General features: G+C 28.6%; 23 protein-coding genes and 2 tRNA genes. 22 read left to right on the top strand and 3 right to left on the bottom strand.

Features of this window, described 5'->3' with window-relative positions; translation table 11 throughout:
- The first annotated feature begins 91 nt into the window (after nucleotides 1-91).
- The 22 genes from AVBRAN12637_RS05765 to AVBRAN12637_RS05660 all read left to right on the top strand — a co-directional run bounded on the left by AVBRAN12637_RS05765 (nucleotide 92) and on the right by AVBRAN12637_RS05660 (nucleotide 20,546).
- The gene (locus AVBRAN12637_RS05765; protein ID WP_214117486.1) at nucleotides 92-481 is read left to right on the top strand and encodes an NAD(P)H-quinone oxidoreductase subunit 3; all 390 of its coding nucleotides are present in this window, start codon (nucleotides 92-94) and stop codon (nucleotides 479-481) included.
- Nucleotides 463-963: a NuoB/complex I 20 kDa subunit family protein gene (locus AVBRAN12637_RS05760; RefSeq protein ID WP_214117485.1), complete on the top strand. Its 501-nt coding sequence runs from the start codon at nucleotides 463-465 to the stop codon at nucleotides 961-963. The genes AVBRAN12637_RS05765 and AVBRAN12637_RS05760 overlap by 19 nt, the downstream gene beginning before the upstream one ends.
- Complete coding sequence (locus AVBRAN12637_RS05755; protein WP_214119743.1) at nucleotides 963-1,754, top strand: NADH-quinone oxidoreductase subunit C; 792 nt, start codon at nucleotides 963-965, stop codon at nucleotides 1,752-1,754. The genes AVBRAN12637_RS05760 and AVBRAN12637_RS05755 overlap by 1 nt, the downstream gene beginning before the upstream one ends.
- Entirely contained in the window at nucleotides 1,754-2,980 is a 1,227-nt protein-coding gene (nuoD, locus tag AVBRAN12637_RS05750; protein WP_214117483.1) for an NADH dehydrogenase (quinone) subunit D, read from the top strand. The genes AVBRAN12637_RS05755 and nuoD overlap by 1 nt, the downstream gene beginning before the upstream one ends.
- A complete protein-coding gene (locus AVBRAN12637_RS05745) occupies nucleotides 2,977-3,204 on the top strand; it encodes an NADH-ubiquinone oxidoreductase subunit E family protein (protein ID WP_214117482.1) in 228 nt (75 codons plus the stop codon). Before nuoD ends, AVBRAN12637_RS05745 begins: the two co-directional genes overlap by 4 nt.
- Nucleotides 3,201-3,848, top strand: coding sequence for a hypothetical protein (locus tag AVBRAN12637_RS05740; protein ID WP_214149678.1), 648 nt, complete (start codon nucleotides 3,201-3,203; stop codon nucleotides 3,846-3,848). The genes AVBRAN12637_RS05745 and AVBRAN12637_RS05740 overlap by 4 nt, the downstream gene beginning before the upstream one ends.
- A complete protein-coding gene (locus AVBRAN12637_RS05735) occupies nucleotides 3,838-6,243 on the top strand; it encodes an NADH-quinone oxidoreductase subunit G (RefSeq protein ID WP_336615480.1) in 2,406 nt (801 codons plus the stop codon). The genes AVBRAN12637_RS05740 and AVBRAN12637_RS05735 overlap by 11 nt, the downstream gene beginning before the upstream one ends.
- Nucleotides 6,236-7,231, top strand: a complete 996-nt coding sequence (nuoH, locus tag AVBRAN12637_RS05730) for an NADH-quinone oxidoreductase subunit NuoH (RefSeq protein WP_336615479.1) — start codon at nucleotides 6,236-6,238, stop codon at nucleotides 7,229-7,231. The genes AVBRAN12637_RS05735 and nuoH overlap by 8 nt, the downstream gene beginning before the upstream one ends.
- Before the next feature lie 9 nt (nucleotides 7,232-7,240).
- Nucleotides 7,241-7,912, top strand: a complete 672-nt coding sequence (gene nuoI, locus AVBRAN12637_RS05725) for an NADH-quinone oxidoreductase subunit NuoI (RefSeq protein ID WP_336607172.1) — start codon at nucleotides 7,241-7,243, stop codon at nucleotides 7,910-7,912.
- Nucleotides 7,905-8,414, top strand: a complete 510-nt coding sequence (locus AVBRAN12637_RS05720; RefSeq protein ID WP_214117477.1) for an NADH-quinone oxidoreductase subunit J — start codon at nucleotides 7,905-7,907, stop codon at nucleotides 8,412-8,414. Before nuoI ends, AVBRAN12637_RS05720 begins: the two co-directional genes overlap by 8 nt.
- Nucleotides 8,411-8,689 carry an NADH-quinone oxidoreductase subunit NuoK gene (gene nuoK, locus AVBRAN12637_RS05715; protein ID WP_214117476.1) on the top strand — a complete coding sequence of 93 codons (279 nt, stop codon included), beginning with the start codon at nucleotides 8,411-8,413 and terminating at the stop codon, nucleotides 8,687-8,689. The genes AVBRAN12637_RS05720 and nuoK overlap by 4 nt, the downstream gene beginning before the upstream one ends.
- A complete protein-coding gene (gene nuoL / locus AVBRAN12637_RS05710) occupies nucleotides 8,680-10,485 on the top strand; it encodes an NADH-quinone oxidoreductase subunit L (protein WP_442862226.1) in 1,806 nt (601 codons plus the stop codon). The genes nuoK and nuoL overlap by 10 nt, the downstream gene beginning before the upstream one ends.
- Nucleotides 10,478-11,854 carry a complex I subunit 4 family protein gene (locus AVBRAN12637_RS05705; RefSeq protein ID WP_214117474.1) on the top strand — a complete coding sequence of 459 codons (1,377 nt, stop codon included), beginning with the start codon at nucleotides 10,478-10,480 and terminating at the stop codon, nucleotides 11,852-11,854. The genes nuoL and AVBRAN12637_RS05705 overlap by 8 nt, the downstream gene beginning before the upstream one ends.
- A gap of 9 nt (nucleotides 11,855-11,863) precedes the next feature.
- Nucleotides 11,864-13,180, top strand: coding sequence for an NADH-quinone oxidoreductase subunit N (locus tag AVBRAN12637_RS05700; RefSeq protein ID WP_214117473.1), 1,317 nt, complete (start codon nucleotides 11,864-11,866; stop codon nucleotides 13,178-13,180).
- Nucleotides 13,180-15,501: a tetratricopeptide repeat protein gene (locus AVBRAN12637_RS05695; protein ID WP_239803320.1), complete on the top strand. Its 2,322-nt coding sequence runs from the start codon at nucleotides 13,180-13,182 to the stop codon at nucleotides 15,499-15,501. Before AVBRAN12637_RS05700 ends, AVBRAN12637_RS05695 begins: the two co-directional genes overlap by 1 nt.
- A 49-nt stretch (nucleotides 15,502-15,550) precedes the next feature.
- Nucleotides 15,551-15,641, top strand: a tRNA-Ser gene (locus AVBRAN12637_RS05690).
- Between the two features lie 24 nt (nucleotides 15,642-15,665).
- Nucleotides 15,666-15,742, top strand: a tRNA-Arg gene (locus AVBRAN12637_RS05685).
- Nucleotides 15,743-15,806: 64 nt separating this feature from the next.
- Nucleotides 15,807-16,247, top strand: a complete 441-nt coding sequence (locus AVBRAN12637_RS05680; RefSeq protein WP_214117471.1) for a DUF3015 family protein — start codon at nucleotides 15,807-15,809, stop codon at nucleotides 16,245-16,247.
- Nucleotides 16,248-18,095 carry an Lnb N-terminal periplasmic domain-containing protein gene (locus AVBRAN12637_RS05675; protein WP_239803321.1) on the top strand — a complete coding sequence of 616 codons (1,848 nt, stop codon included), beginning with the start codon at nucleotides 16,248-16,250 and terminating at the stop codon, nucleotides 18,093-18,095.
- Between the two features lie 181 nt (nucleotides 18,096-18,276).
- On the top strand, nucleotides 18,277-18,867 hold the full coding sequence (locus AVBRAN12637_RS05670) for a zeta toxin family protein (protein WP_239803322.1): 591 nt from the start codon (nucleotides 18,277-18,279) through the stop codon (nucleotides 18,865-18,867).
- A 192-nt stretch (nucleotides 18,868-19,059) separates the two neighbouring features.
- Nucleotides 19,060-20,007: an exo-alpha-sialidase gene (locus tag AVBRAN12637_RS05665; RefSeq protein ID WP_239803323.1), complete on the top strand. Its 948-nt coding sequence runs from the start codon at nucleotides 19,060-19,062 to the stop codon at nucleotides 20,005-20,007.
- 2 nt (nucleotides 20,008-20,009) lie between these two features.
- A complete protein-coding gene (locus tag AVBRAN12637_RS05660; protein ID WP_239803324.1) occupies nucleotides 20,010-20,546 on the top strand; it encodes a hypothetical protein in 537 nt (178 codons plus the stop codon).
- Between the two features lie 6 nt (nucleotides 20,547-20,552).
- Here the strand turns inward: AVBRAN12637_RS05660 and AVBRAN12637_RS05655 are convergent, their stop codons facing one another.
- From AVBRAN12637_RS05655 to AVBRAN12637_RS05645, 3 genes are read right to left on the bottom strand one after another with little or no spacing between them, the layout of a single operon-like run.
- Nucleotides 20,553-20,993: a DUF4878 domain-containing protein gene (locus tag AVBRAN12637_RS05655; RefSeq protein WP_214117466.1), complete on the bottom strand. Its 441-nt coding sequence runs from the start codon at nucleotides 20,991-20,993 to the stop codon at nucleotides 20,553-20,555.
- A gap of 4 nt (nucleotides 20,994-20,997) precedes the next feature.
- Nucleotides 20,998-23,034 (bottom strand): rhodanese-like domain-containing protein, encoded by a 2,037-nt coding sequence (locus tag AVBRAN12637_RS05650; RefSeq protein WP_214119755.1) that lies wholly within the window; start codon nucleotides 23,032-23,034, stop codon nucleotides 20,998-21,000.
- Nucleotides 23,035-23,077: 43 nt separating this feature from the next.
- Nucleotides 23,078-25,006, bottom strand: a complete 1,929-nt coding sequence (locus AVBRAN12637_RS05645; protein WP_214117464.1) for a multiheme c-type cytochrome — start codon at nucleotides 25,004-25,006, stop codon at nucleotides 23,078-23,080.
- Nucleotides 25,007-25,089 lie beyond the last annotated feature (83 nt).

Below are 25,089 nucleotides of genomic sequence, written 5' to 3'. Positions count from 1 at the left end.
TTAATTGAGAACAAGAAATAATTAAGTTTTTTTCACTATCATTTACGAATTATTTTTTAGTAAATCCAAAAAAATTTTGAAAGGAATTAAAATGTCTAGTTCAGATGTGGATATTCAGTATTTCGGCATTTTAGCAATGTTAGTTATTGCTACAGGCTTATTTTTTGGACTAGTTTTTTTAGCAAAAACAATAGGAAATTCTTTAGCTAGAAAAAATAGAAAAAAATTAGGCTTAGGACCTTATGAGTGCGGACCTTTACCGCAAAAACAAGCAGTTAAAATAAATTCACAATTTTTTATTTTTGCTTTAATTTTTATCTTGTTTGATATAGAAGTTGTTTTTATGTATCCTTGGGCTTTAATGTATAAGCAATTAGGACTTTTTGCATTGATTGAAATGGTTTGTTTTTTTGTTTTACTTTTAGTTGGTTTTATCTATGCGTATAAAAAAGGAGCGTTACAATGGCAGAGCATCAATTAAACACAAATGGAATGCCAATAGCTTTAACTTCGGTAGATAAGTTAGTTGGTTGGGGTCAAAGTAACTCTTTATGGGCATTTTCTTATGGTCTTGCTTGTTGTGCTATTGAGATGATGGCTGGTGGTGGTTCAAGGTATGATTTTGATAGATTTGGAACTATTTTTAGAGCAAGTCCAAGACATAGCGATGTAATGCTTGTAGCTGGAACTCTTAGTAAAAAACATGCAGAATTTACAAGAAGATTATACGATATGATGCCTGATCCAAAGTGGGTTATATCTGTTGGTAGTTGTGCAAACACTGGTGGTATGTTTAATACTTATTCAACAGTTCAAGGTGTTGATAGGATAGTTCCTGTTGATATTTATGTTCCTGGTTGCGCTCCACGCCCTGAAAGTTTTCAGTTTGCTTTAATGATACTTCAAAAGAAAATTAGAAAAGAAAAAATATCTAAAAAAATAGCAGCAAAAAGGTTGGTGTAATGAGAGAATATAAAGACAAGATTAATGCGCAAAAGCAAGACTACTACAAAGATAGATTTTATCACGCACCACAAACTACTAAAATTGATATAAAAGGTAGTGAATTTGAATATTTATTTGATGAGTTTAATAATAATTTTTCTGTTTTAAATTCTTTTATTGAGCTTGATATTGCAGTTTTTATAATCAATAAAGAAGATAATTTAAAGGCTTTAAGAAAGGCTAAAGATTTAGGTTTTACAACTTTTACTGAATTGATTTGTTCTGATTATTTAGCTAAAGATAATTCTTATGAAGTTCAATATCTTTTATTAAATATGAATAAAAAACAAAGGCTTAGAATAGTTACAACCTGTAAGGCAGATGAAACTATTGAAAGTGGAGTTTGTGTATTTAAGGGTTTAAATTGGTCTGAAAGAGAAGCTTATGATATGTTAGGTGTAAATTTTATTAATCACCCTAATTTAAAAAGACTATTAATGCCTGATGATTGGTTTGATTATCCACTTAAAAAATCTTATCCTTTAGAAGGAGATGAATTTGCCAAATGGTATGAAATAGATAGAATTTTTGGTAAGGAATATCGTGAAGTTGTAGGGCCTGAAAATCGTGATTCAGGAAGAGTTGATTGTAATGATACAAATAATTTTTCTAGAATTTATCATGAAGTTCCAAAAGGAGCTGAGCCTATTAGTATTGCTTATAAACAAGAATATCAAGAAGATGAAGGCGTAATGTTTGTTAAGAAAGTTAAGCGTGCTGATTCAAAATTCATAGAAGGAAGAAGATAATGCAAATACCATCAAAGTTAAAACCTTATTATGAAAATGTAGCCTTTAGTAAAGAAGATGGCAGAATGATTATAAATCTTGGTCCTCAGCACCCAAGCTCACACGGAAACTTAAGATTAGTGTTAGAGCTTGATGGGGAAAAAGTAGTTAAATGCACTCCAATGATTGGTTATATGCATCGTGGTATGGAAAAAATGGCTGAAAATATGATTTATCAAGAATTTATTCCAACTACTGATAGAATGGATTATGTAGCAGCAAGTGCAAATAACTATGCTTATGTAGCAGCTGTTGAGAAGCTTTGTGGTTTAGAAATTCCCAGAAGAGCTCAAATCATTAGAATGATGTTATTAGAATTAAATAGACTTGCTAGTCATTTATTATGGCTTGCAACTCACGCACTTGATATTGGAGCAATGACTGTATTTTTATATTGCTTTAGAGAGCGTGAATATGTTATGGATTTAATAGAAAAATATTGTGGTGCAAGACTTACACATTCATCTATGAGAATAGGTGGTGCAATGCTTGATTTACCAGCTAATTTCACTCAAGAATTATTAGCATTTTGTGATAAATTCTTAAACGATGTAAAAGATTATGAAACCTTACTTGATGATAATAGAATTTGGCGTCTTAGAACAGAAGGCGTTGGGGTTGTTACAAAAGAACAAGCATTAAGCTGGGGTTGTAGCGGCGTAATGCTTCGTGGAAGTGGAATTGAATGGGATATTAGAAAAGAAGAACCATATTTACTTTATAATGAAGTTCAATTTGGTGTTCCTTTTGCAAACCAAGGAGATACTTACGCAAGATATAAATGCTATATGCAAGAGTTTCGTGAGAGTGTAAAAATACTTAGACAATTAGTGCCTATGTATAGAGAGAGTTCTCCTGAATTAATTTGCAACAATAAAGAATTTGTAAGTGCAAGTAAAGAACAAATTATGACCCAAAATTATTCTTTAATGCAGCATTTCGTATTAGTTACTCAAGGTCTTCGCCCACCTGTTGGAGATGTATATGTGCCAACAGAAAGTCCTAAAGGAGAGCTTGGATATTTTATTAAAAGTGATGGTTCAACTAGACCTTATCGTCTTAAAGCTAGAACTCCTAGTTTTTGGCATTGTTCGTTTTATGAAGAGCTTTTGGTTGGAACATATGTGGCTGATGTTGTGGCTATTATGGGTTCAACAAATATTGTTTTAGGGGAGATTGATAGATGAGAAGAATTGACCTTAGAAAAAGTAAAGATTTATTTGCTGATTTAAAAACTCATATTGATAATGCTAAAGCTAATGAAGTTTTGGTTGTTTTATTTGAAATCGGAGATTTTTCTAATATTGATAAATCTTATGAATTTGTAGCTAATAATAATTGTAAGATGATGAACTCACTTAAGTTTAATCAAAGTGATTGGACTATAGTTATTAAAAAGGAAGCAAAATGAAAATATTAAGCTTCTTAAATTATGCAAGTAAAGAAGTCTTAAGTCATTTTAGCCAAGATGAGATAGTAAATATCGGTAGTTTTTACGATGAGAGATTAAAACAAAAATTTTATAAATGCGAACTAGGAACCGAAAGCTATGTTTTAGCATTGTTTTGCACTATGCTTAATTTAAGCGAATTTGATATAGGCGAACTTAGTGCTGAGAGTTGTTTTGGAGAAGAAGAAGCTAGTGAGATTTTAGAATTTTTAAAGAGTGCTGATTTAATTTTATTAGATAGTAATTTGCTTTATCATAAAGACAAAAGTATATATTATTTTGCAAGTAAATTGGCTAAACATTTTGATTTAAAACTTATGTTTGATTATGAATTAAAAGATGTTGAGTTGGTTGAATTAGATGATAATAATGGGCTTATTTTATATGAATGTTTAGATAATGATGATTTTATAGTAAGTCCAGCTTTTGCAAATCTTGCAAAAATTAAAGAATTTGATTTAGTAGAAATTAAAACAAAAACTAAAACATTAAAAAAGAAAGTAAAAATTGATAATAGTTTAAAAGGATTATTTGCATTAAGTAAAAAAGATAATGCTTATGCGTTTAGTCCTTGTGTGGTTAAAGGAGTAAGCAATGAAAATTAACATTAATGGTAAAGAATGCTTAGCTAATGATGGCGATTATGTTTTACAAGTTGCTCGTGCTAATGATATTTTCATACCTGCAATTTGCTATTTAAATGATTGCAGCCCAACTTTAGCTTGTAGAATGTGTATGGTTGAAATTGATGGCAAACGCTCATACGCTTGTAATACTAAAGTAAAAGATGGAATGCAGGTATTAAGCAATACTAAAGAATTATGGGACGAAAGAAATGCTATTATGCAAACTTATTGCATAAATCACCCATTACAATGTGGAGTTTGTGATAAAAGTGGAGAATGTGAATTACAGAATTTCACGCATAAAGCACAAGTAGATACTCAAAATCATTGGATAAAAGAAATAGATAGAAGACATCAAGATTGGGGTGCTTTACAATATGACCCAAGTCTTTGTATAGTTTGTGAAAGATGTATTACCGTATGTAAGGACAAAATCGGAGATAGTGAGTTAAAAACTATAGCTCGTGGTGGAGATGCGCCTGATAAAGATTTTAAAGATACTATGAGTAAAGATGCTTATGCAGTTTGGACAAAATTTCAAAAATCACTAATAGCTCCACAAAATGGAACGACTTTAGATTGTCAAGAATGTGCTGAGTGTGTTAGTGTTTGTCCGACTGGTGCAATTATTAATAAGAATTTTCAATATCGCTCAAATGCTTGGGAACTTACTCGCATACCTGCTAGTAATCCACATAGTAGTGATTGTGAGCTTATGTATTATGATGTTAAACAAAGAAGTATTAAAGATAATACTAAGATGGTTTATAGAGTTTCAAATGATTTTCATTTTACTACTTTAAATAAGGCTGCAAGATTTGCTTATGATATAGCAAGTGATTGTAAAGGTAAAGATGAAGTAGAGTTTAATCGCTTAGTATCGTTATTTAAAGATAATAAAATTAAAAATGTGAAATTTAATAGCTATATAACAAATGAAGAAGCATATATTTTAGAATTACTTAGACAAAAATATGGCTTTAATTTAGTAAATAATGAAGCTTTATGTTTTCAAGATTTCTTAAAGACTTTTTGCGCTCATTCAGGTAGTTTTTATAATGCAAGTAGTGATGATGTTAAAAAATCTGATTTTATCGTAATTGCAGGAAGTTTTTTAAGACACGATAATCCTACTTTATCTTATAAGGTAAATAATGCAATTGTTATGAATAAGGGTGCTGGACTTTATTTTCATCCTATTAAAGATACAAAATTTTCAAAAATTGCTAAGAATTTCGTAAGTGTAAATTGTGATTATGGTAAAGAAGCTCAAGTTTTAGAATTTATTTTACAATATTTTGCAAAAGACTTGCCGCAGGATTTAGCATATATCAAAGACGCTTTTTATGAAGAACAAATTGAAGTAGAAGTTAAAAGTAAAGATGCTGAAGGCAATGAGATTAAAGAGAAAAAGCAAGAAACAATCAAAAAATCAAGCCTAGCTAAAGAATTAGGATTTGATGAAGATAAATTAAAAGATTTATTACTTAAAAAAGCTAATTTTACTTTAATTATCGGAAATGATTATTTTTACCATGAAAATGCAAAATATTTAGCGTATTTACTTGCAAATATTCAAAAATTAACTGATTTTAAAGTTATGTTAATCCCACCACGCACTAATACTTTAGGTGTAAGTTTATTATGCAAATTAAGTAAAGCTAGTGATGGTTTTACGCTAGGATATAATGAGCGTGGAGATTTCTCATTCTCAAATGATGAGCATAATAATCTTGCTAGTTCAAATCTACTTGAGCAAGAAGGAACATTTGTAAATTATGATAAAAGGCTTGTTCCTACGAATGCTGCACTTAAATTTAAAGGATATTATTTAAATGATTTAGCAAATGCTCTTGGATTAGATGCACTTTATACGATTGAATATACAGAGCAATTACCTAAAGATAAAGGCTTTTTAAATATTGCTTTTGATGATTTGACAAATCATTATGATAATGCAGGAAATAATCATCGTGGGTATTTAATTGATACTTGTGAGTTTGTAAAGAATTTAAAACAAGATAATCAAATTCCACAAAATATAAAATCAACTTGCGAATGTAAAAAAGATGATATTGTAATACTTGCAAATCCAATTGGAAATCTATCAAAATATACTAATAAATCAAGCTTTTTTAACGAATGTGCTTCACTTTACGCAAGTAAAGATTATCTAGCTAAACATAATTTAAAAGAAAATTCTATGGTTAAGATTTATGATGATAAAGATGAAATTATTATAAAAGTAGTTTTAGATAAGAATATTGAAAATGGTGCTTATTTACCTACTTTTGATGATAAGATTAATCCTTATAAATTCTTTAAAACAAGACGCTATTATGCGTTAAATATAAAGGAAATTAGCTATGAGTGAGACTATGTTTTTTATAATCGTTACGCTGATTAAATGTCTTTTAGTAATTGCAATTTTTGCTTCATTAGCTGGATTTGCAACTTATTTAGAAAGAAAGGTTTTAGGTTATGTTCATAGAAGACTTGGGCCTGATATGGTAGGACCTGCTGGTGTTTTACAAATTGTTCCTGATATGATTAAATTATTTACAAAAGAAGATTTAATCCCATATATGACAAATAGTAAAGTATTTAAAGTAGCTCCTTTAGTATCAGCAATTTGTGCTTTTATGGCTTTTGCTGCTGTGCCGATTTTTCCTGAATTTACATTATTTGGGCATACGATAAAACCAATTATTGCTGATGTAAATATAGCGGTTTTATACATTGCTGGATGCTCATCACTTTGTGCTTATGCTATATTTTTAGGTGGTATGTCAAGTTCTAGTAAATATCCTTTAATAGGTGGTGCTAGGGGGCTTGTTACTATCATATCTTATGAAGGCGTTAGTGGTCTTTGCTTATTAGCTGTTGTTTTATTAACTGGTTCTATGAGCTTAGTTGATATTAACGCTTATCAAGAAGGTGGAATTTTATCTTGGTTAGTATTTAAACAACCAATTGCATTTATTTTATTTACAATAGCAATTTTTATTGAAACAAATAGAACTCCTTTATGTCTAGCAGAAAACGACCCTGAATTAGTTGCAGGTTATGGCACTGAATATAGTGGTCTTCGCTGGGGAATGTTTTTTATAGGCGAATATGCTAGTATGATTTTAGGCTCAATTTTGATTACTTTATTGTTTTTAGGTGGATATAACGATTTTTATTTCATACCAGGCGCTATTGCTATGATTTTAAAAATATGCTTTGTATTTTCTTGGTATTTTTGGGCTAGGGGGACTTTCCCACATTTAAGGGCTGATCAAGTTATGAGAATGAGCTATTTGATATTATTACCTGTTGCTGGTGCTAATTTAATCATAACTGCGTTATTGGCTTTATAAGGAGAATATATGAAAAAGTATTATGTAGTAGATGAAAAAAGAAAATTAATTCTTACTCCTTATGAAAAATTTATAAGAAGTGTTAAAAGATGTTTAAATACTGATTTAATCAGCGGTTTAGCATTTATAATTAATGAAACCTTAAAAAGGGGTAATTCAGCAACTATTAAATATCCAATGGAAAAAATCAAATTAGATAATCGTTATCGTGCTGTGCATAGATTGCAAAGATTTATTGAAAGCGAAAATGAACGCTGTATTGGTTGTGGGTTGTGTGAAAAAATTTGTATTTCAAATTGTATTAGAATGGAGACAAAATTAGGCGATGATGGTAGAAAATTAGTAAGTAATTATTCTATTAATCTTGGTCGTTGTATTTATTGTGGATTTTGTGCTGAGGTTTGTCCTGAACTTGCTATTGTGCATGGTGTTGAATATGAAAATGCAGCAGAGCAAAGGTCATATTTTGCACATAAAAAAGATATATTAACTCCAATTGATAATCTAATTAATCAAGTTGAATTTGAAGGTGCTGGAAGTTTAAGAGCTGATGCTGATGACTTTGTAAAAGTTACGCCAAATTATTATGATGTAATGAAGGCAAGAGAAAGTGAAGCTTCAGTTTCAAATTCTAGCGATACAAAAGAAGATAAAACGAATAAAGAGGCAAAAGATGTTTGAGTTAATTATATTTTATATTTTCGCTGCTTTAGTTGCGGGATTTTTTATAATTGCGGTAAGTTCTAAAAATATTTTATATTCTCTTAGCTCTCTTGCTTGCGGAATGGTATTTTTAAGCGCTCATTATTTTTTATTAGGAGCAGAGTTTTTGGGTGCTGCTCAAATTATAGTATATAGTGGGGCTGTTTTAGGGCTTTATAGTTTTGCTATGATGTTTTTTGATTTAAGCAAAGAATTAAAAGAAAAGCTAAAACATAAAAAAACTTTTTTTAGTTTAAGTATTTTAGCGAGTGTTCTTATGATAATTATGACTTTAGGATTTAAGTTAAATTTATCTCAATCAAGTTTATTGGTTAGCGAAGAGCTTGAAAATACTCGTAGTTTAGGGATTATTTTATTTACAAAATACCTTTTAGCTTTTGAGATAGTTGCAGTGGTTTTACTAATGGTAATAATAGCAGCTATTGTGCTAGTAGCAAAGAAGATAAAGGAAGAACAATGAATTATTTATTATTATCAATTGTATTGTTTTTGATTGGTTTAGTAGGAGTATTAAAAAGACAGAATTTAATAATGTTTTTTATATCTACTGAAATAATGTTAAATGCTGCAAATTTAGCTTTTGTAGCAATTTCAAAAATGCACAATGCTTTAGATGGGCAAGTTTTTGCTATTTTTATTATGGCAATAGCAGCTTGCGAAGTAGCTATTGGGCTTAGCTTTTGTGTGATTAAATATAGACGCGATAAAAGTCTAGATTTTGGAGAGTGCAAATGAGTTTATTATGTGTTTTATTTTTACCATTATTAAGTGCAATTTTTGCAGGAATTTATTCTTTTTCTCCAAAAAATAAAGTAATAGGTTATTTTTGTTCTTATTTAATGCTTTTAGCTTGTATTTTTGCTTTTATATCTTTATATTATTTAGCAGATAAGAATTTGTATATTAGTTTGGGTCATTGGATAGGAATTTTAAATGTTAATTTCGGCTTTTTAATAGATTCTGTTAGCCTTACTATGATGTGCGTTGTAACATTAGTTGCTACTTGTGTGCATTTTTATAGTATTTATTATATGGAACACGATGAAGGCTTTAATAAATTCTTTGCATTTTTAGGCTTGTTCGTATTTTGTATGCTAATTTTAGTAATGAGTGATAATTTCTTATTATTATTTGTTGGATGGGAAGGCGTTGGTCTATGCTCTTGGTTATTAATCGGCTTTTGGTATCAAAATGAAAAATTCTCATTAGCAGCAAATGAAGCTTTTATTATGAATAGAATAAGCGATTTTGCAATGCTTTTAGGAATATTTTTAATATATTTTAATTTCGGAACTTTAAGCTATAAAGAAGTATTTGCTATATTAAGCTTTCACGAAATGTTAAATCCTAATTTATTAACTTTAATTGCTGCTTTATTATTTGTTGGTGCTATGGGTAAATCAGCTCAATTTCCATTCCATACTTGGCTAGCAAATGCGATGGCAGGTCCAACACCAGTTTCAGCATTAATCCACGCTGCTACGATGGTAACTGCTGGTGTTTATTTGGTAATTCGCTCTCACGATTTATTTTCGCAAGTTCCAAATGTAAGTTATTTTATAGCTTGTTTAGGTGCTTTTGTAGCTTTATTTGCTGCTTCAATGGCAATTGCTGCAAAAGATTTAAAAAGAATTGTGGCATTTTCTACACTTTCTCAACTTGGATATATGTTCGTAGCTTGTGGTTTAGGAGCTTATAAAATAGCATTATTTCATTTAGTAACTCACGCATTTTTTAAAGCATTATTATTCTTAGGTGCTGGAAATATTATGCACGCAATGCACGATGAATTAAACATTTACAAAATGGGTAAATTGTATAAACCTATGAAAGTTACAGCAGTTTTAATGATAATTGCAAGTTTAGCTTTAAGTGGTATTTATCCATTCGCAGGATTTTTCTCAAAAGATAAGATTTTAGATTTTGCATTTGTAACAGAGCATTTTGGCTTATATTCTGTTTTATTATTTACAGCGTTTTTAACAGCGTTTTATAGTTTTAGACTATTAATGATGGTATTTTTTGCTCCAAAAAATCACACAATCCATCCACACGAAGCAAAACCTATAGCATTAATTGCAATGCTACCTTTAGCAATATTAGCAATTATTGCAGGTTTTTGGGATAGTAAATTCTTTGAATTTATTAGAATTCCTATGCAAGAATTACACCATAATTATGTATTAATTGCTATTTCTTTAGTGGTTGCTATAGTAGGAATTGTTTTAGCTATAGTAGTTTATAAAAATGGTGCAAAAGAAACTTGCAATTGTAAATATAAAAAGCTTTTAGAAAATGAATATTACATACCTAAATTATATGAGATTATTTTCATACAACCTTATAAATGTTTAGCTAAAGTATTAACAGGATTTGAAGAAGGTCTATATTCATTTATTTTTGAATGTCCTAAAAAGCTTTTAAGTCTTGTTTCTTGTGAGAACAAAAACAATAACTTAACTCTTCACATTGTGTTTATTTGTGCATTTTGTGTGTTTTTACTTTTAACAATGGTGGTGATATATGCTTAGTTTATTGATATTTTTACCTTTAATTTTTGGGGTTAGTGCATATTTTATAAATGATAAGGCTTCTAAAATTAGTGGAATTTTATTTTCTTTTATAATTTTATGCCTTAATTATTATGTGATAATTGATGAAATTCATACATTTAATTATACTTTAATAAAAGCTTTTAATTTTGGGATTAATTTAAAAGCTGATGAGATAGCATTTACTTTAGCTTTTGTGGCAAATCTTATGCTATTTTTGTCAATGTGCTTTTTTTCTAAACAAACAAAAGACTTTTTAATAAGTGCTATGATTTTAAGTGCTTGTATGAATGGTTTATTTTTAGCAAATGATGCTTTATTATTTTATATTTTTTGGGAAGTTTCATTATTTCCACTTTTATATTTAATGGTTAAAAACAATGAAGCAAAACTAGCTAGGTCATTTTTTGTATTTGCATTTTTAGGCTCAATTTTTATGCTACTTGCTATGATTTATCTAGCTTATAATGCAAGAGTTAATGATGCGATTTTAAATTTTGACATTAGTTATTTCTCAACTACAAATTTAAGTCCTATTGAAAATACTTTATTATTTATAGGATTTTTCCTAGCATTTGCTATAAAAGCTCCTATTTTTCCATTTCATAGTTGGGCTATTAAAACTTATTCAAAAGCACCTAATTTTGTTTCTGTAATGCTTGCAAGTTTTAAAATGGCGCCTTTTGGAATGATTAAGTTTTGCCTTCCTTTATTTGCTGTTAGTATTAATGAATTTAGTGGGATAATTTATACATTATGTATAATTTCAGCAATTTATGCAGCACTTCTAGCAAGCAATGCGAAAAATTATAAAGAATTAAGTGCAATGAGTTCAATATCACACTTAGGAATTATTTGTTTAGGTATTTTTTCTATGCATCCAATTGCTTTAAGTGGAGCTGTTGTTTATATGGTAGCTCATGCTATTGTAAGTGGGGCAATGTTTTTTTACGCTGAAATTTTAAAAGATAATTACAAAACTTATAATCTAAGTGAGTTAAAGGGCTTAGCTAAACATATGCCTTATTTGACATTTATTTTTGGAGTTTTATTATTTTCATCAATTTCTTTACCACTTACTATAAGCTTTGCAGGTGAGTTTTTGGTTCTTTATGGAGTATTTGCAGCTAGTAAGATGGCTGGAGTTTTTGCTACTTTAGTTGTGATACTTGGAGCTGTTTATATGCTCAATATGTTTAGAAATAGCTTTTTAAGTAAAGAAAATGAAGCTAAAGACATAAAGGTTAGTTTATCTAAGATAATAATTTTATCTTTCATAGCTTTGATTATAATTGTATTTGGAGTAAATCCTAATATAATTTTAGATTATATCAACTTTGCGGTATAAGGAGATAGAATGCAACTTGATTTAAATGTATTACTTATTTTACCTGAACTTGCTTTGATAGTTTTTGCTTGTTTTATATTGGTTGCTAATTTATTTTATAAATTTGATTTAAGAGCTTTAAAAGGGCTTAGTATTGTGGCTTTAATAATTGCTATTATTTGCCAATTTAATTGCCCTTATGATGAGAGTTTTTTTGATTTATTTATATTTGATAATTTAGCAAAATATTCAAGTATATTAATCAATCTATCAGCTATTTATTTTCTACTTGCTAATAAAAGAGCTGATGAAGGTGAGTTTTTTGCATTATTTTTAATGATGATAGCTTGTTTAAATTTTATGGTAAGCACTAATAATTTAATAGTAGCTTTTATAACTCTTGAAGGCTCTTCTTTAGCACTTTATAGCTTAATAGCGTTTAAGAAAAAAGCAATTGAAGGTGCTATTAAATACTTTAATTACGGAATGCTAGGCTCAGCATTTTTTGCTATGGGTTCTGCAATGTATTATTTTGATAGTGCAAGTTTAGAACTAAACTCATTAGCTACAATTAGCACGGCTAGTATTTTAGCCTTTGTTATGATAGGAATTACAATATTATTTAAATTATCAGTAGCACCGCTTCATATGTGGCTTAAAGATGTGTATTTAAAGGCTGATTCAAGTTTAGCTGGATTTATTTCAATAGTTCCAAAAATAGCTATGATGGTATTTGCATATAGATTTATGATTTCATTTGAAAATTTCTTCAATGTAAGTGAGATTATTTTAATTATTGCTTGTGCTTCTATGCTTTTTGCTAGTGTTATGTCATTAAAGCAAGATAATGCAAAATCAATGTTAGTATATAGCTCTGTTTCACATTCATCGTTTGCTTATTCAACCCTTGCATTTTTTCATTTATCAAGCCAAATGTTTTTATATTATTTTTTAACATTTGCATTTGTAAATATCGCATTATTTATGTTTTTAGGTGCGTTTAAAGACACAAATTATGAGAATTTAAAAGGGGTGTTTAAGAAATATCCTTTATTAGGAATTTGTATTGTTGTATTATTGTTAAATCTTGCAGCATTGCCACCATTTGGTGTATTTTTTGCTAAGGTTGGTGTAATTAATATAGCTTTAAATGTTAATATTTATGCAGCAATTTGTATGGCACTTAGCTCAATTATTATGCTATTTGCTTATTTAAGATTTATAAAAGCAATTTTTGCAGATAAAGAAATAGGATTTTTATATTTTAATAACGCTCAAAAAATAGTTTTAATTTTAGCAGTTATTGCTTCTTTTGTTGCAAGCGTTGGATTAGATTATATTAAATAATGAAAAAAATATTATTTCTTTGCTTTTGCGTTTATTTATATTCTTTTGAACTATATATAAACTCTGGCAAGGAAATAAATAAAAATATATCAGTTTTACATATTAAAAACAATACTGATATAACTTGTGATAAATTACAAGATGAGAATTTAAAACTTTATTTTAAATGTAGTGTGAAGGGTAAATCAAGGTTATTATCAAATCAAGATTTAACTTTATTCAAATTAGAATTTAAAAATTCAAAAGATACTTTAGATATATATATTTACCCTAAAACAAATGTTAGTATTGTTGATAGCGAGCAAAAATTATATGATACTAATGTGGTTTTTGCATCTAGCAAAAAAGTTTCTAAAAATTTTACTTTTATATTTTTTCCATATACTCAAGGAGTGTTAAGTCCTAATGGACTTGATTTTGATGTGATTTTTCCTGATTTGCAAACTCCTTTTATAGAAGGGCTTGATTTAGACCAAAATCCTGTAAATATTAGCGATAATAGTGATATTAATTCTTATTTGAGTATTAAAAAATATTACGATAATAAGCAATATAAAGAGCTATTAGATTTATGCAATATGTCTTTAGAAAAATATAAAAATAGTATTTTTATAAGCGAGTTTTATTTGTATAGAATTAGAGCTATGTTTAATTTGCTAAATGAAAATACCACTTTAAGCGAAGAAATTATTTCAAGTGCAAAAGATTATGTAAGGGTTTTTCCAAGTGATGAGAATTACACTGAAATATTGCAAATGATGGTAAAAACTTATTTAAAATTAGAACAAAGAAGTGATGCTGAATATTTTATAGATATTTTAAATAACGAGCATCCAAATTCTTATTACACAAAATTGGCAAGTTTAAACTATGCTGATTTTTTACTATCTCACGGCAAAAGAGATGCTGCTACTATTATTTATAATAATATTTTATTTAGTTCAGATGATGCGATTTTGGCTAGTAAAGCTGCAATATCTTTAGCAAAAATCAATATTAGTCATAATAAAGCAAAGGAAGCTAAGGAATTTGTATTAAAAGTCTTTAATGCAAATGAGCAATATTTATTAGAAGATAAGGATAAAACCTTAGGTTTAGCTGATGATTTTTTCAAGGAAAAAATGTATGATATTAGTGCTCCTATTTATGAGTTTTTATTTAAAAATTCAAATAAATTAGACCCTTATTATGAAAGAGTGTTAAAAAATTTAGGTGTTTCTTTAGCTAAAAATAATGATTATAAAAAGGCTGATGAATATTTAAATGAATATAAAAAGCTATTTCCAAATGGCGAATATATGAATATCATTGATGAAACTATTGATAGTTTATATTTTGAAAAAGATGAACAAGATAGCTTTAAATTGCACGAATATTATAATTTTTTAATGGCTAAATATGATAATAATATATCAAAAAGAGCTCTTTATGAAGAAGTTAAATTATTGTATAAAGAAAAAGATTATGAAAAGATTTTAAAACTAGAAAAGAAAATAAAAGATAGTGAAAATGAAGAGCTAATTTCTTTATATGATAGTAGCTTGATTAATTTATTAAATATTGCATTAGATGATGATGATTGCGATGAAGTTTTAGGATACATAAAAAATAATAATTTTATAAGTGATGAAAAAGTCATTAATAAAATGAAATATTTAGAGTGCTTAGAGAGAAAAAAAGAAAATAAATTAGCTTTAGATTTTGCAATTAAGTTTGAAAATGAAGATTTGGTGTTTTATAAAATCAAACAAGCAAAACTTTTATATTTAAATAAGCAGTATAAAGATGTGGAAAATATAATCAAATCTATTTTAAATAAACGATTTAATATTAAAAAACCAGAATATTTTGAGATATATTATTATTTATCATTATCATTAATTAAGCAAAACAAATACAATGATGCTATTTTTTCATTAAAACAGCTTGAAAAATACGGTAATGGATTAAGATTAGTTGAGGTTTATGACGAATTTTTGAATTACTTTAAAAACAATAATCTTGATATTTCAGCTATTACTTATGGTAAAAAAGCAATTAATATACAAAATTATTTAGGTATTAATTTATATAGTCCTAAGATAGAGTTAATTACTTTAAATGCTTTAATTAATAAAAATAATATAAAAGAAGCTAAAGAAATATTTATAGATTTATATAAATTAAAATTAAGCGAAGAAGAATACAGCAATGCAAAATATTTAGAAGCTAGTATGCTAATTAAAAATAAAGAATTTGAAAAAGCAAAAGAAACTTTAAAAGAATGCAAAAGTGGTGATTGGAAAAATTTATGTGATGAAAAATTACAACTTTTGGAATAATTTAAGCTAAATCTAATTTTTAAAATATATAATATGCGTTTTACTTATTGGACAGATGGGTGAGTGGCTGAAACCACACCCCTGCTAAGGGTGCAGCTCTTAATCGGGGCTCGAGGGTTCAAATCCCTCTCTGTCCGCCACTTTATTTCAAAAACTTATTTTATGCGCTCGTAGCTCAGCTGGATAGAGCATTTGATTGCGGTTCAAAAGGTCAGGGATTCGAATTCCTTCGGGCGCACCATTCATACTCATTGTTAATATATAGTTTTATAATTTGTTTTTTTAATACTTTAAAAGGAGTTATAATGAGAAAATTACTTTCTTCATTGGTAGTTGTTGGTGCGATTAGCACTTCTTTATTTGCAGGTGCAAATACTCAAACAGGTTGCGGACTTGGAACTATAATTATTAAAAACCCTGATTCAGCAATTATGTATGCTTTACAAGCTACTACAAACGGAACTTCAGGTAATCAAACTTTTGGTATTACTACAGGAACACTAAATTGCCAAGAAACAAGATTAGTTCATAATGAAAAAGCAATTAATTTCGTAAATGCAAATCTTGACGCCTTATCAAATGAAGCTGCTTTAGGAATGGGCGAGCATTTAGATACTTTAGCTGAACTTTTAGAAGTAAAAGATGCTGATTTATTTAAAGCTAATTTAAGAGCAAATTACTTAGCTATTTATAATTCAAGCGATGTTGTAGGTGCTCAAGTTTTAGATAGAGCTTCTGCTTTATAATTGAAAAAGTTTTTATTTTTATTGTGCTTTTGTATTTTTGCAAAGGCACAAGATAATGAATTATTAAATCTTGATTTTTCTAAATTAAGTATTTCTAAAGATGAGTTTTTAGAAATTATTCAACAAGCTAATCAAAAACAAGTTTTTAACACAATAGAATGGAAAAATCTCCTTCACTTTACAAACAACAAAAGCGAGATAATTAATAAAGAATTTTTTTATTCAAATCAAAGGAATTTAAAATCAGAATTTGAGCTTAATTTATATATGTATTTTTTAAAAAAAGAAATATATTTAGGCAAAAAAGAAGAGTTAAATCAAAAAGATTCTGCTATAACTTTTAGCAACGATAATGATAATTTGCACTTTATTTGCAAGTTTCCTTTAAGGGCAAAATACATAGAAAAATCTCTAAAACTTACTAAAAATCAGGATTTAAATTGTTCTGATTTGAATAATTTCTTAGAATATATTAGCCCTAAATCAATTAGCATAGTTTTTCCAGCTGCTTATTTAAATTCCCCAGCTTCAATGTTTGGGCATACATTTTTGCTAATTAATTCTAATTACAATTCAAGGCTTTTATCTTACGCTATTAATTATGCTGCCGATGTTGATGAAAAAGATGAAAATGGCTTAAAGTTTGCCTTTAAAGGTTTGTTTGGCGGATACATTGGCAAGTATTCTTTAAAGCCTTATTATGATATGTTAAAAACATACAAAGATAGCGAAAATAGAGACCTTTACGAGTATGATTTAAAATTAAATGAAGAAGAAGTAAATAGACTGATTTTGCATTTATGGGAGATTAAGGATAGTAGTTCGGTTTATTTGTTTTTTGATAAAAATTGTTCTTATAATATTTTGTGGTTACTTGAGAATGCAAATCCTGATATTAAATTAAGAAATAAATTTATTTATAGCGTAATCCCAAGCAATACTATACAAAAAATCAACGACATTAATCTAATTAGTGATTATCACTATAGAGCATCAAAGTTAAATACCATTTTAAATCAAGCAAAAGATTTGAGTTTTGATGAGATAAATCTAGCAAAAAATATAGCTTTAGGTAAAATTGAGCCAAATTATGATTATTCTATTTTAGCCTTAGCGAACGAGCTTAGTCAGTATTATGCTAGTAAAAATGAGCTTAGTGTAGATGAATACAAAAAAATAACTCATAAAATATCTAGTAATTTATCTCAAAGCAAAATAGCAAAGCTTCCTTTAAAAACTCCAAAGGAAAGCATAATTAAGGCTAATTATCCTAGCAAAATATCATTTGCTTATGATACAAAAAAGAAAGCTTTATTATCAATTAGACCAGCCTTGCACGATATTTATGAAGATGATTTGGGTTTTGATAAAGGTATAGGGATAGAATTTTTAAGCACTACTATTAATTATGATAAAAAGCCTAAATTAGATGAGTTTGTCCTGCTAAGACTTGCAAGTTTAAGTGATTTTAACTATATAAATCATAAGCCAAGTTTTTTGTTTAAATTAGCTTATGATGATGTATTAGATGATAAATTAGCAAATATGGAGCTTTTAGGTGGGATTAGTTTTGTTAATGAGTATTTTTTATTATCATTTTTAAGTGGTTTTAGAGTTTATAAAGATGGTTTGAGCTTTAATAATCAAATAATTACAAGCCTATCTTATAAAGCAAATAAGCTTAGTTTAAGTTATCATAAGAATTTTTATAAGCACGGCTTATTAGAAGATATTTTAAGTATCAAAACTCATTTTAAGATTTATAAAAACACTGCGATTTTTGCTGAATTTCAAAAATATTTTCACAAAAACGAAACATTTAAAATAGGTATAAATTATTATTTTTGATATTTTTTTGGATTTGGAATTTAATTTGATTTTTTTTTAAATTCTAAGTATTCGGGTTAGCAATTGTTTTTAAAAATTTATAAAAAAGATATAAATAAATATAAAATATTTTTAGTTTTTTATATTAATAAAATTATTTAATTTTTATTATAATTACTTAAAATCTATATAAGGAAAATTTATGATAAATCAACCTATAGTTACTATTTTTGCTGGTGTAAATGGTGCAGGAAAAACCACTTTATATTTTTTAACACTAGAAAAAGGAATAAATTTAGGCTATCGTATAAATGTAGATGAAATAGCTCAAAGTATTGGAGACTATAGAGATAGACAAACTCAAGTTCGTGCCTCAAGAATAGCTATAAAAATGCGTAAGGTTTACATAGATGATAAACTTAATTTCAATCAAGAAACTACACTTTGTGGAAAATCTATATTAAATCTATTTGATGAATTAAAAGAGAATAATTACAAAATAAATTTACGCTTTGTAGGGCTTGATAGCCCACAAACAGCAAAAGAGCGTGTAAAAATACGAGTTAGTAAAGGTGGACATGATATAGAACCACATTTAATAGATAAAAGATATTACGAAAGTATGCAAAATCTTTTAAAAATTATGCCGTTGTGTGATGAGATTTTGGTTTATGATAACACTAAAAATTATGAATTAATTGCAAAAATAACAAATGGAAAAGTAGATATACAAAAAAATATTGAATGGTTCAATGATTTAATTTCAGAAAAAATAAAACTTCAAAATTATTAATTTATGAATATTAGTTATGATTTTAAAAACCACAAAGGACAAAGATGAAAAAACTCACATTATTTTTATTTAGTTTATTTTTATGGGGGGGGGTATTTATTAAATAACAAAGATATAAATTTTACTTATTTAACCAAACCAACCAACCACAAAACCCAAACAATCCAAGAATTAAAAAGCATTTCTATACCAATGAAACAAGGTGTATTATCAGCACATTCTTCAAGCACAATATCTCTTAATAATGATTATTTGCTTAGCGTATTTTTTGCAGGTTCTAAAGAAGGTGCAAAAGATGTAGCAATTTATGCGAGTATTTATCAAGGCACAAATTATTTAGAGCCTTTTGCATTAATTACTAGAGAAAAGCTTATGAAAGATAGCAAAGAATATATTAAAAAAATCGGAAATCCAACCTTAGTCAAAACAGATAATAAAATCCATTTATTTGTTGTAGGAGTTAGTTTTGGCGGCTGGGCAAATAGCAAAATATATCATTATATTAGCAGTATTGATACTATTGATTTTAAATTCCAAAAAGTCCTTCATTTAAGCCCTTTTGCAAATATTAGTAATCTTGTAAGAGCTAATGCTATTTATATTAATTTAGGTAAAGAATTTGGCTTTTTACTCCCAATTTATCACGAATTAGCCAATAAATATCCTTTAGCTTTAGTATTTAATAATTCAGGCGAACTTTTAAAAATCAAAAAACTCACTAATGCTAAAGATTTATTTCAGCCAAGTGTCGTTGCTATTAATGATAAACTAGCTTTATTTGCTTTTAGGTCTAGCAAAAGTGCTAATTATGATTTTTATACTATGACTTGTGATAATCTTTTAAACTGCAATGATTTAACAAAAACAAATCTAAAAAATTATGATAATTCTATTAATTTATTCAAAGTAAATAATGATATTTTCTTGCTTTTTAATAGCGATAAAGATGGTTCAAGAAATACTTTAAGCCTTGCTATTATGAAAGATTATAATGATTTTCATAGGATTTTAGATATTGATAAAGGTAAAGAAATGAGCTACGCAAGTGTATTTATTAGCGATAATAAAGCTCATATTACATACACACATAATCGTGATTTTATTCAATACAAACAATTTTTATTTAACAAAAAGGATTAAAAATGCACTTTATTTATACTTTACTTTATTTATCAATTTTTGCAAGTATTTTTCAAAAACTTACAATTAAGAAGAAAATTTTTATATATTTAGCGATAATTTTTTTGACAAATATATCTATATTTAATGGTTTGAGTTTGAATGATTATACTTATAGTATATTTTCTAATCTTAGTATTTTTAGTGTTTTAATTTTGCTATTAATAATTTTTAATCAAGGCAAATTGCTTGATTTTAGGGCTTATGTTTATATTTTTGTTATCAATCTTTTATTTTTTCTATCATTTTTAAATATTATTGCTTTTGATATTTATTATGAAAATGGTTTTTTAAATTATTTAATAATTTTTGTAATTTTTATAATTTCGTATTTGCTAAATCAAATTCTATCAATTTTATTTTTGCTATCTTTAGCAATATCTTTTATCTTAGGCATTGATAATATAAATGATTGTTTTTTTGATATTTTTATTTTGATATTTTCATTTTTTCAAGTAATTTTAAAAGCAATTAAAAAGAATTTAAATAAGTCTAGTTAACTAGACTTATTTGACCTTTACAGGATATAAGCTTGGGTATTCATAGATTTTCCACTCGCCATTTTCGTTGTGTAAAATCACATCTTTACTGAATTTATGTTGCTGGATTTTGTAGTTTGTATCTACTTGAACTATTGCTATTTCGCTACTTTTGTTCTTTTTAGTAAAGTTCATTTCTATAGTATCATCATTACCTTTATAATCATAATCTATAAAAATCATATCCTTACCTTTATCTTGAAACTTCTTAAAATAATCCACATTATTTTTACTAGCAAGTAATTTAGCAGCATCACTCATTTTCCCAGCTTCACATAAAAGCACAAAGTCTTTAACCACAGCTTCAGGCTCTTTAGCTTCATTGCCGCAAGCACTAAGAATTAGTGCTGCAGCAATTAAACTTGATGCCGTAAAACTTAAAATCATATTAGCATCTTTATTTTTCATACTCTTATCCTATCAACATATCAGCAAAGGCATAAATTATTAAGAACAGAAAAATTAGTCCAGTAAATAACATTAAAAATCCAACAACTCTTGCAAAATAAAAATACTTAGCAAAAGAATTGCTTTCGTTTTTAAGTTCGTCTAATTTTCCACTAGCTTTAAGCCTTGCATACCATTCAGGTCTATCGTGCTTTAACTCTTCTTCGGTTAGTTCTCCACTAAAGATAACCATATCCATAGGGAACCTATCAGCTCTAAAGTGAGTATTGAAAAAATGCACCGCAAAAATAAATCCTGTAGCTAAAAGTGCTTCATCAGAATGCACAAGCGTTGCAAGATTTAGCATAAAGCCAGGTAAAATCTTCGTAAATTCAACCGGAAACCATAATACTAAACCACTAAAGCCAATGATAAACATACCCCAAAATACTGCTATATAATCAAATTTTTCCCAGTAAGTAAATCTATCAAACTTAGGTCTTTCGCCTTTTCCAATAAACCATTTAAAATGAGCTACAACATCTCTTAAGTCTTGCATTCTAGGCATTAAACTATCAGGTCCAAATAATTTTGCTAAGAATAATTTAAAGCTTAGCTTTCCATTATTATCACGAATAGCATCACGCTTAGTCCAAGAATTATAAACTACTTCAGCAATGTGGCTTAAGAATACTGCAATCATAATAAACGCACTAAAATGGTGTATTTTAGTAGCCATTACAATTCCGCCCATTAAATCAATCATAGTTTGAGCCCAAGGAGCGGTATAGAATTTTTGCGGTAAGCCAGAAAAACTTAATCCTAAAAAGCTTGAAGCTACAAAGAAATGCTGAATTCTATGCAAGGTGCTAAAGCGTTTAATATTTACCTTGTCATTATGCATTTTTTCTTTTGCTGCACGCCACTCATCTTTATATTTAATACTCATATAAATTAGTTTCATACTCCACAAGAATGTGTGTAAGCCAAAGAATGCAAATACTGATATTACAAGCCCTGTCATAAACACATAAGCCCAATAAAGTAAAGGGAAATTCTCTTTATCAGTATGGTCAGCATGAGCTATAAAATCACTAAAGTTATCATTAGCTCCTTCGTGGCATTTTTCACAAGTTTTTATTCTAGTTTCACCATATAAAGTTGATTTCTCATCTTTTGGTTTATGAATGTTATGAGCCCCGTGACAATCAAAACAAGCAGCTATTTTTTTGCTTTCACCATCTTTTGCTAAAACCATAGCCTTTCCGTGGAAAGTTTCGTGATAGTGTTTTTGCTCTTTTTCATGGCAACTTCCACATTTTACATCGCTTAATTTTTTAACAGCTAAAGAGGTTAATTGTTGTTTATCATGCACATTATGACAATCCGAACATGATGGAGATTTTTCTCTTGGATTTGTGAATTTATCATGCACACTTCCGCTAAATTCAGCCTTAACTTCTTTATGACAACTAGTGCAGTTTGCATTTACATTGTCTTTATCGTTTGCTAAATCATTGATAATTCCGCTAGCACCATGACAATCTCTACAAGCAGGAAGATTACCAAATCTTAAATTCTTATGTAATTCATCTTTAAAACTACTTACTTCATTTCCTTCGTGCCAACTATTAATATCATGGCTTTTTACAAGTGGTTTTATGCCGCCTTTTTCAATAGGTCTTGCACTAAGAATCCAGCTTTCAATTCCATCTAGCATTACACGAACATTTGTATATCCTAGTTTTTGTGCTTTTAATGCAGCATCGCTACTTGCATAGCACATTCTATTTAAGCAATAAAAAATAATCTTAGCGTCTTTATTGCTAGGTAATAAACTTACCCATTCAGGTGTATTAATAAAAATAGAGCCTTTTAAATAGCCGTATTTTATTCTTTCTTCTTTTGTATTTGCGTCAAATATATATACATCTTTTTTACCTAATTCTTTTTCTACATCAGCCATAGATATAGGAATTACTCCTTCAACTACTGCAAAATCGCCTTCCGATGCAAAAAGGTTAAAGCTTAAAAAGATGGCAAAAATAAGTCTTAGCAACATATTTTATCCTTTCACTAAGGTTAGGATTTTTCCTAACCTTTTATTATTTCTTACCATCTAATAAATCTTGAGCTTGTGCTACATAAACTAATGCTTCATTTATTAGTTTTAGAGCATATTTTGGACCATGAACGCCCCAGCTTCCATCTTTTTCAATTTTTTCATAAATTGCTCTTGCTTCTTTTGTAAGTAGGATAATTTCTGATTTAGTTTTTGTGCTTAGATTATCCATCTTTGCTTGTTCTCTATCAATTTTGCGAATTGCAAGTTCTAGTTTTTTAAAGCCTTCTTTAACAGGTAATTGCCATTCCATAACTTTATCATAGATTTGCTCTTGGTCTGTGAAGTGTAATTCTTTTGGTAAAGTTGATTGCACAGCACTATGGCATCCACTTGCCCCAGGTCCTACTAGATTTACATCACTCCAGCTAGTTCTTCCGCAACTCCACATTAAATCCACAAAGAATTTGCCATCTTTTCTAGCAATTGTCCAACCTTTAGTTGTTTGTGGGTCTCTTGGTTTTCCTTCTGGTGGGTTTAGAGTTTTTGCATCTTTATCTACATAAATTTTCCATATATGACTTGCACGAACATTGTCAAATCCACCTTTATCAGGGTTTTGAACGCTCGCAAAGTTTTCACAACTCATCATATTTGGCATATGACAGCCTGTGCAATTATCTTTAGCGTGTGCTCCGCCGTATTTAAACATTTCAGCTTGAGTTTCGTGACAATCACTACAAGTTTTTTTAAGTCCTACTTTTGTATAAGGGTCTTTCCAATCATTTGCAGTAACTTCGTGTGGGTCGTGGCAAGTTGAACATCTCATACCTTTATCATAGTGCATAGTATTATACATTTGTGAGCCTTCAGTTCCACAAGATGGACACGCTGATTTAAAGTAGCTATTAAATGGCTTTCTTGGGTCAATCTTCGCATCTTCGCTATCATAAGCAAATCTTTGATGGCATCTTTCGCAATTACTTGGCATACCAGCACCCCTTGCTCCATAAAGGTGAGCTCCAGCTCCGTGACATTCTTCACAGCTAATTCCTTTAGAAATTGCGTGTTTTCTAAGCTCGTCTTTATTTCCAATTGCTGCTAAGAATTCTTCTTTAGATTTAAAGTCAAATTTAAAGCTATGGCATACTTCACAATATGCAGATGCAGGTTGAAACATCATTTTTTCTTTATAAGTAGAACCATAAGAGTTTATTCCCCAAACGCTTGAAGTTTGTTTGCCAAAATCTTCTAATTTTGTAGGAAAGCCAGGTGAGAATTCAGCGATTTTTTTCGCAACTTCAGGTGTAAGTGATTCAACCCAAAGGCGTGAGAATTGATTACCTCCAGCAACCATTTTACCTGTTCCATCAGCTAATTTTCCATCTTCAATGTGATAAGTTCCACGAACTAACCATTTATCAATAAAACCATATTTTGTTCTAGGAGTTCCTACGATTACAAATACATCATCAGCTTCAACACCTTTTGGTAAAATTGTAGCTTCGCTGCTTCCATACATAGGCTTTTTAGGGTCTCCTCCAGCTTCTTCTAATTCATCAGGAAAACGAATAACTTTTGAGTGGCGTGAGCGATTCCAAGCTTCATATTGAGCAGGGTGACATTCACCACATTTTTTAGGTCCTACGAATTTATTTGGATAATCTAAAATACTTTCCATACCTAGACGATATGTAATTGATGCAGAACGACCTGTGTCTTTTTCGTAATTTCCGTGCCCACCGAATTCTACGAATTCTTCTTGGCGATTAGAAATAGAATATTTTCCAACTAAATTTCCTTCCTTTTCGTATTTAAACATAGGATGGCGGTCTTTTAAGAACTCTATAAAATCAGTTTCTTGATTTACATAATCGTGAAGAGTTCTAGGCTCGATACCATCAGCTTGAGGTGTTATATTATTAGCATATAACATAATACAGGCACTACCTAGTGCTAACAAGCGTTTCATAGCTTTCTCCTTAAAATTAAAATTACAACAATGAAGTGTAATCCAATTTCATTTAAAGCTTTCTTAAAAAAATATAAAAAATA

The organism is Campylobacter sp. RM12637 (genome assembly GCF_020137645.1).
GTDB lineage: Bacteria > Campylobacterota > Campylobacteria > Campylobacterales > Campylobacteraceae > Campylobacter_E.
This window is presented reverse-complemented; position numbering and strand designations above follow the sequence as displayed.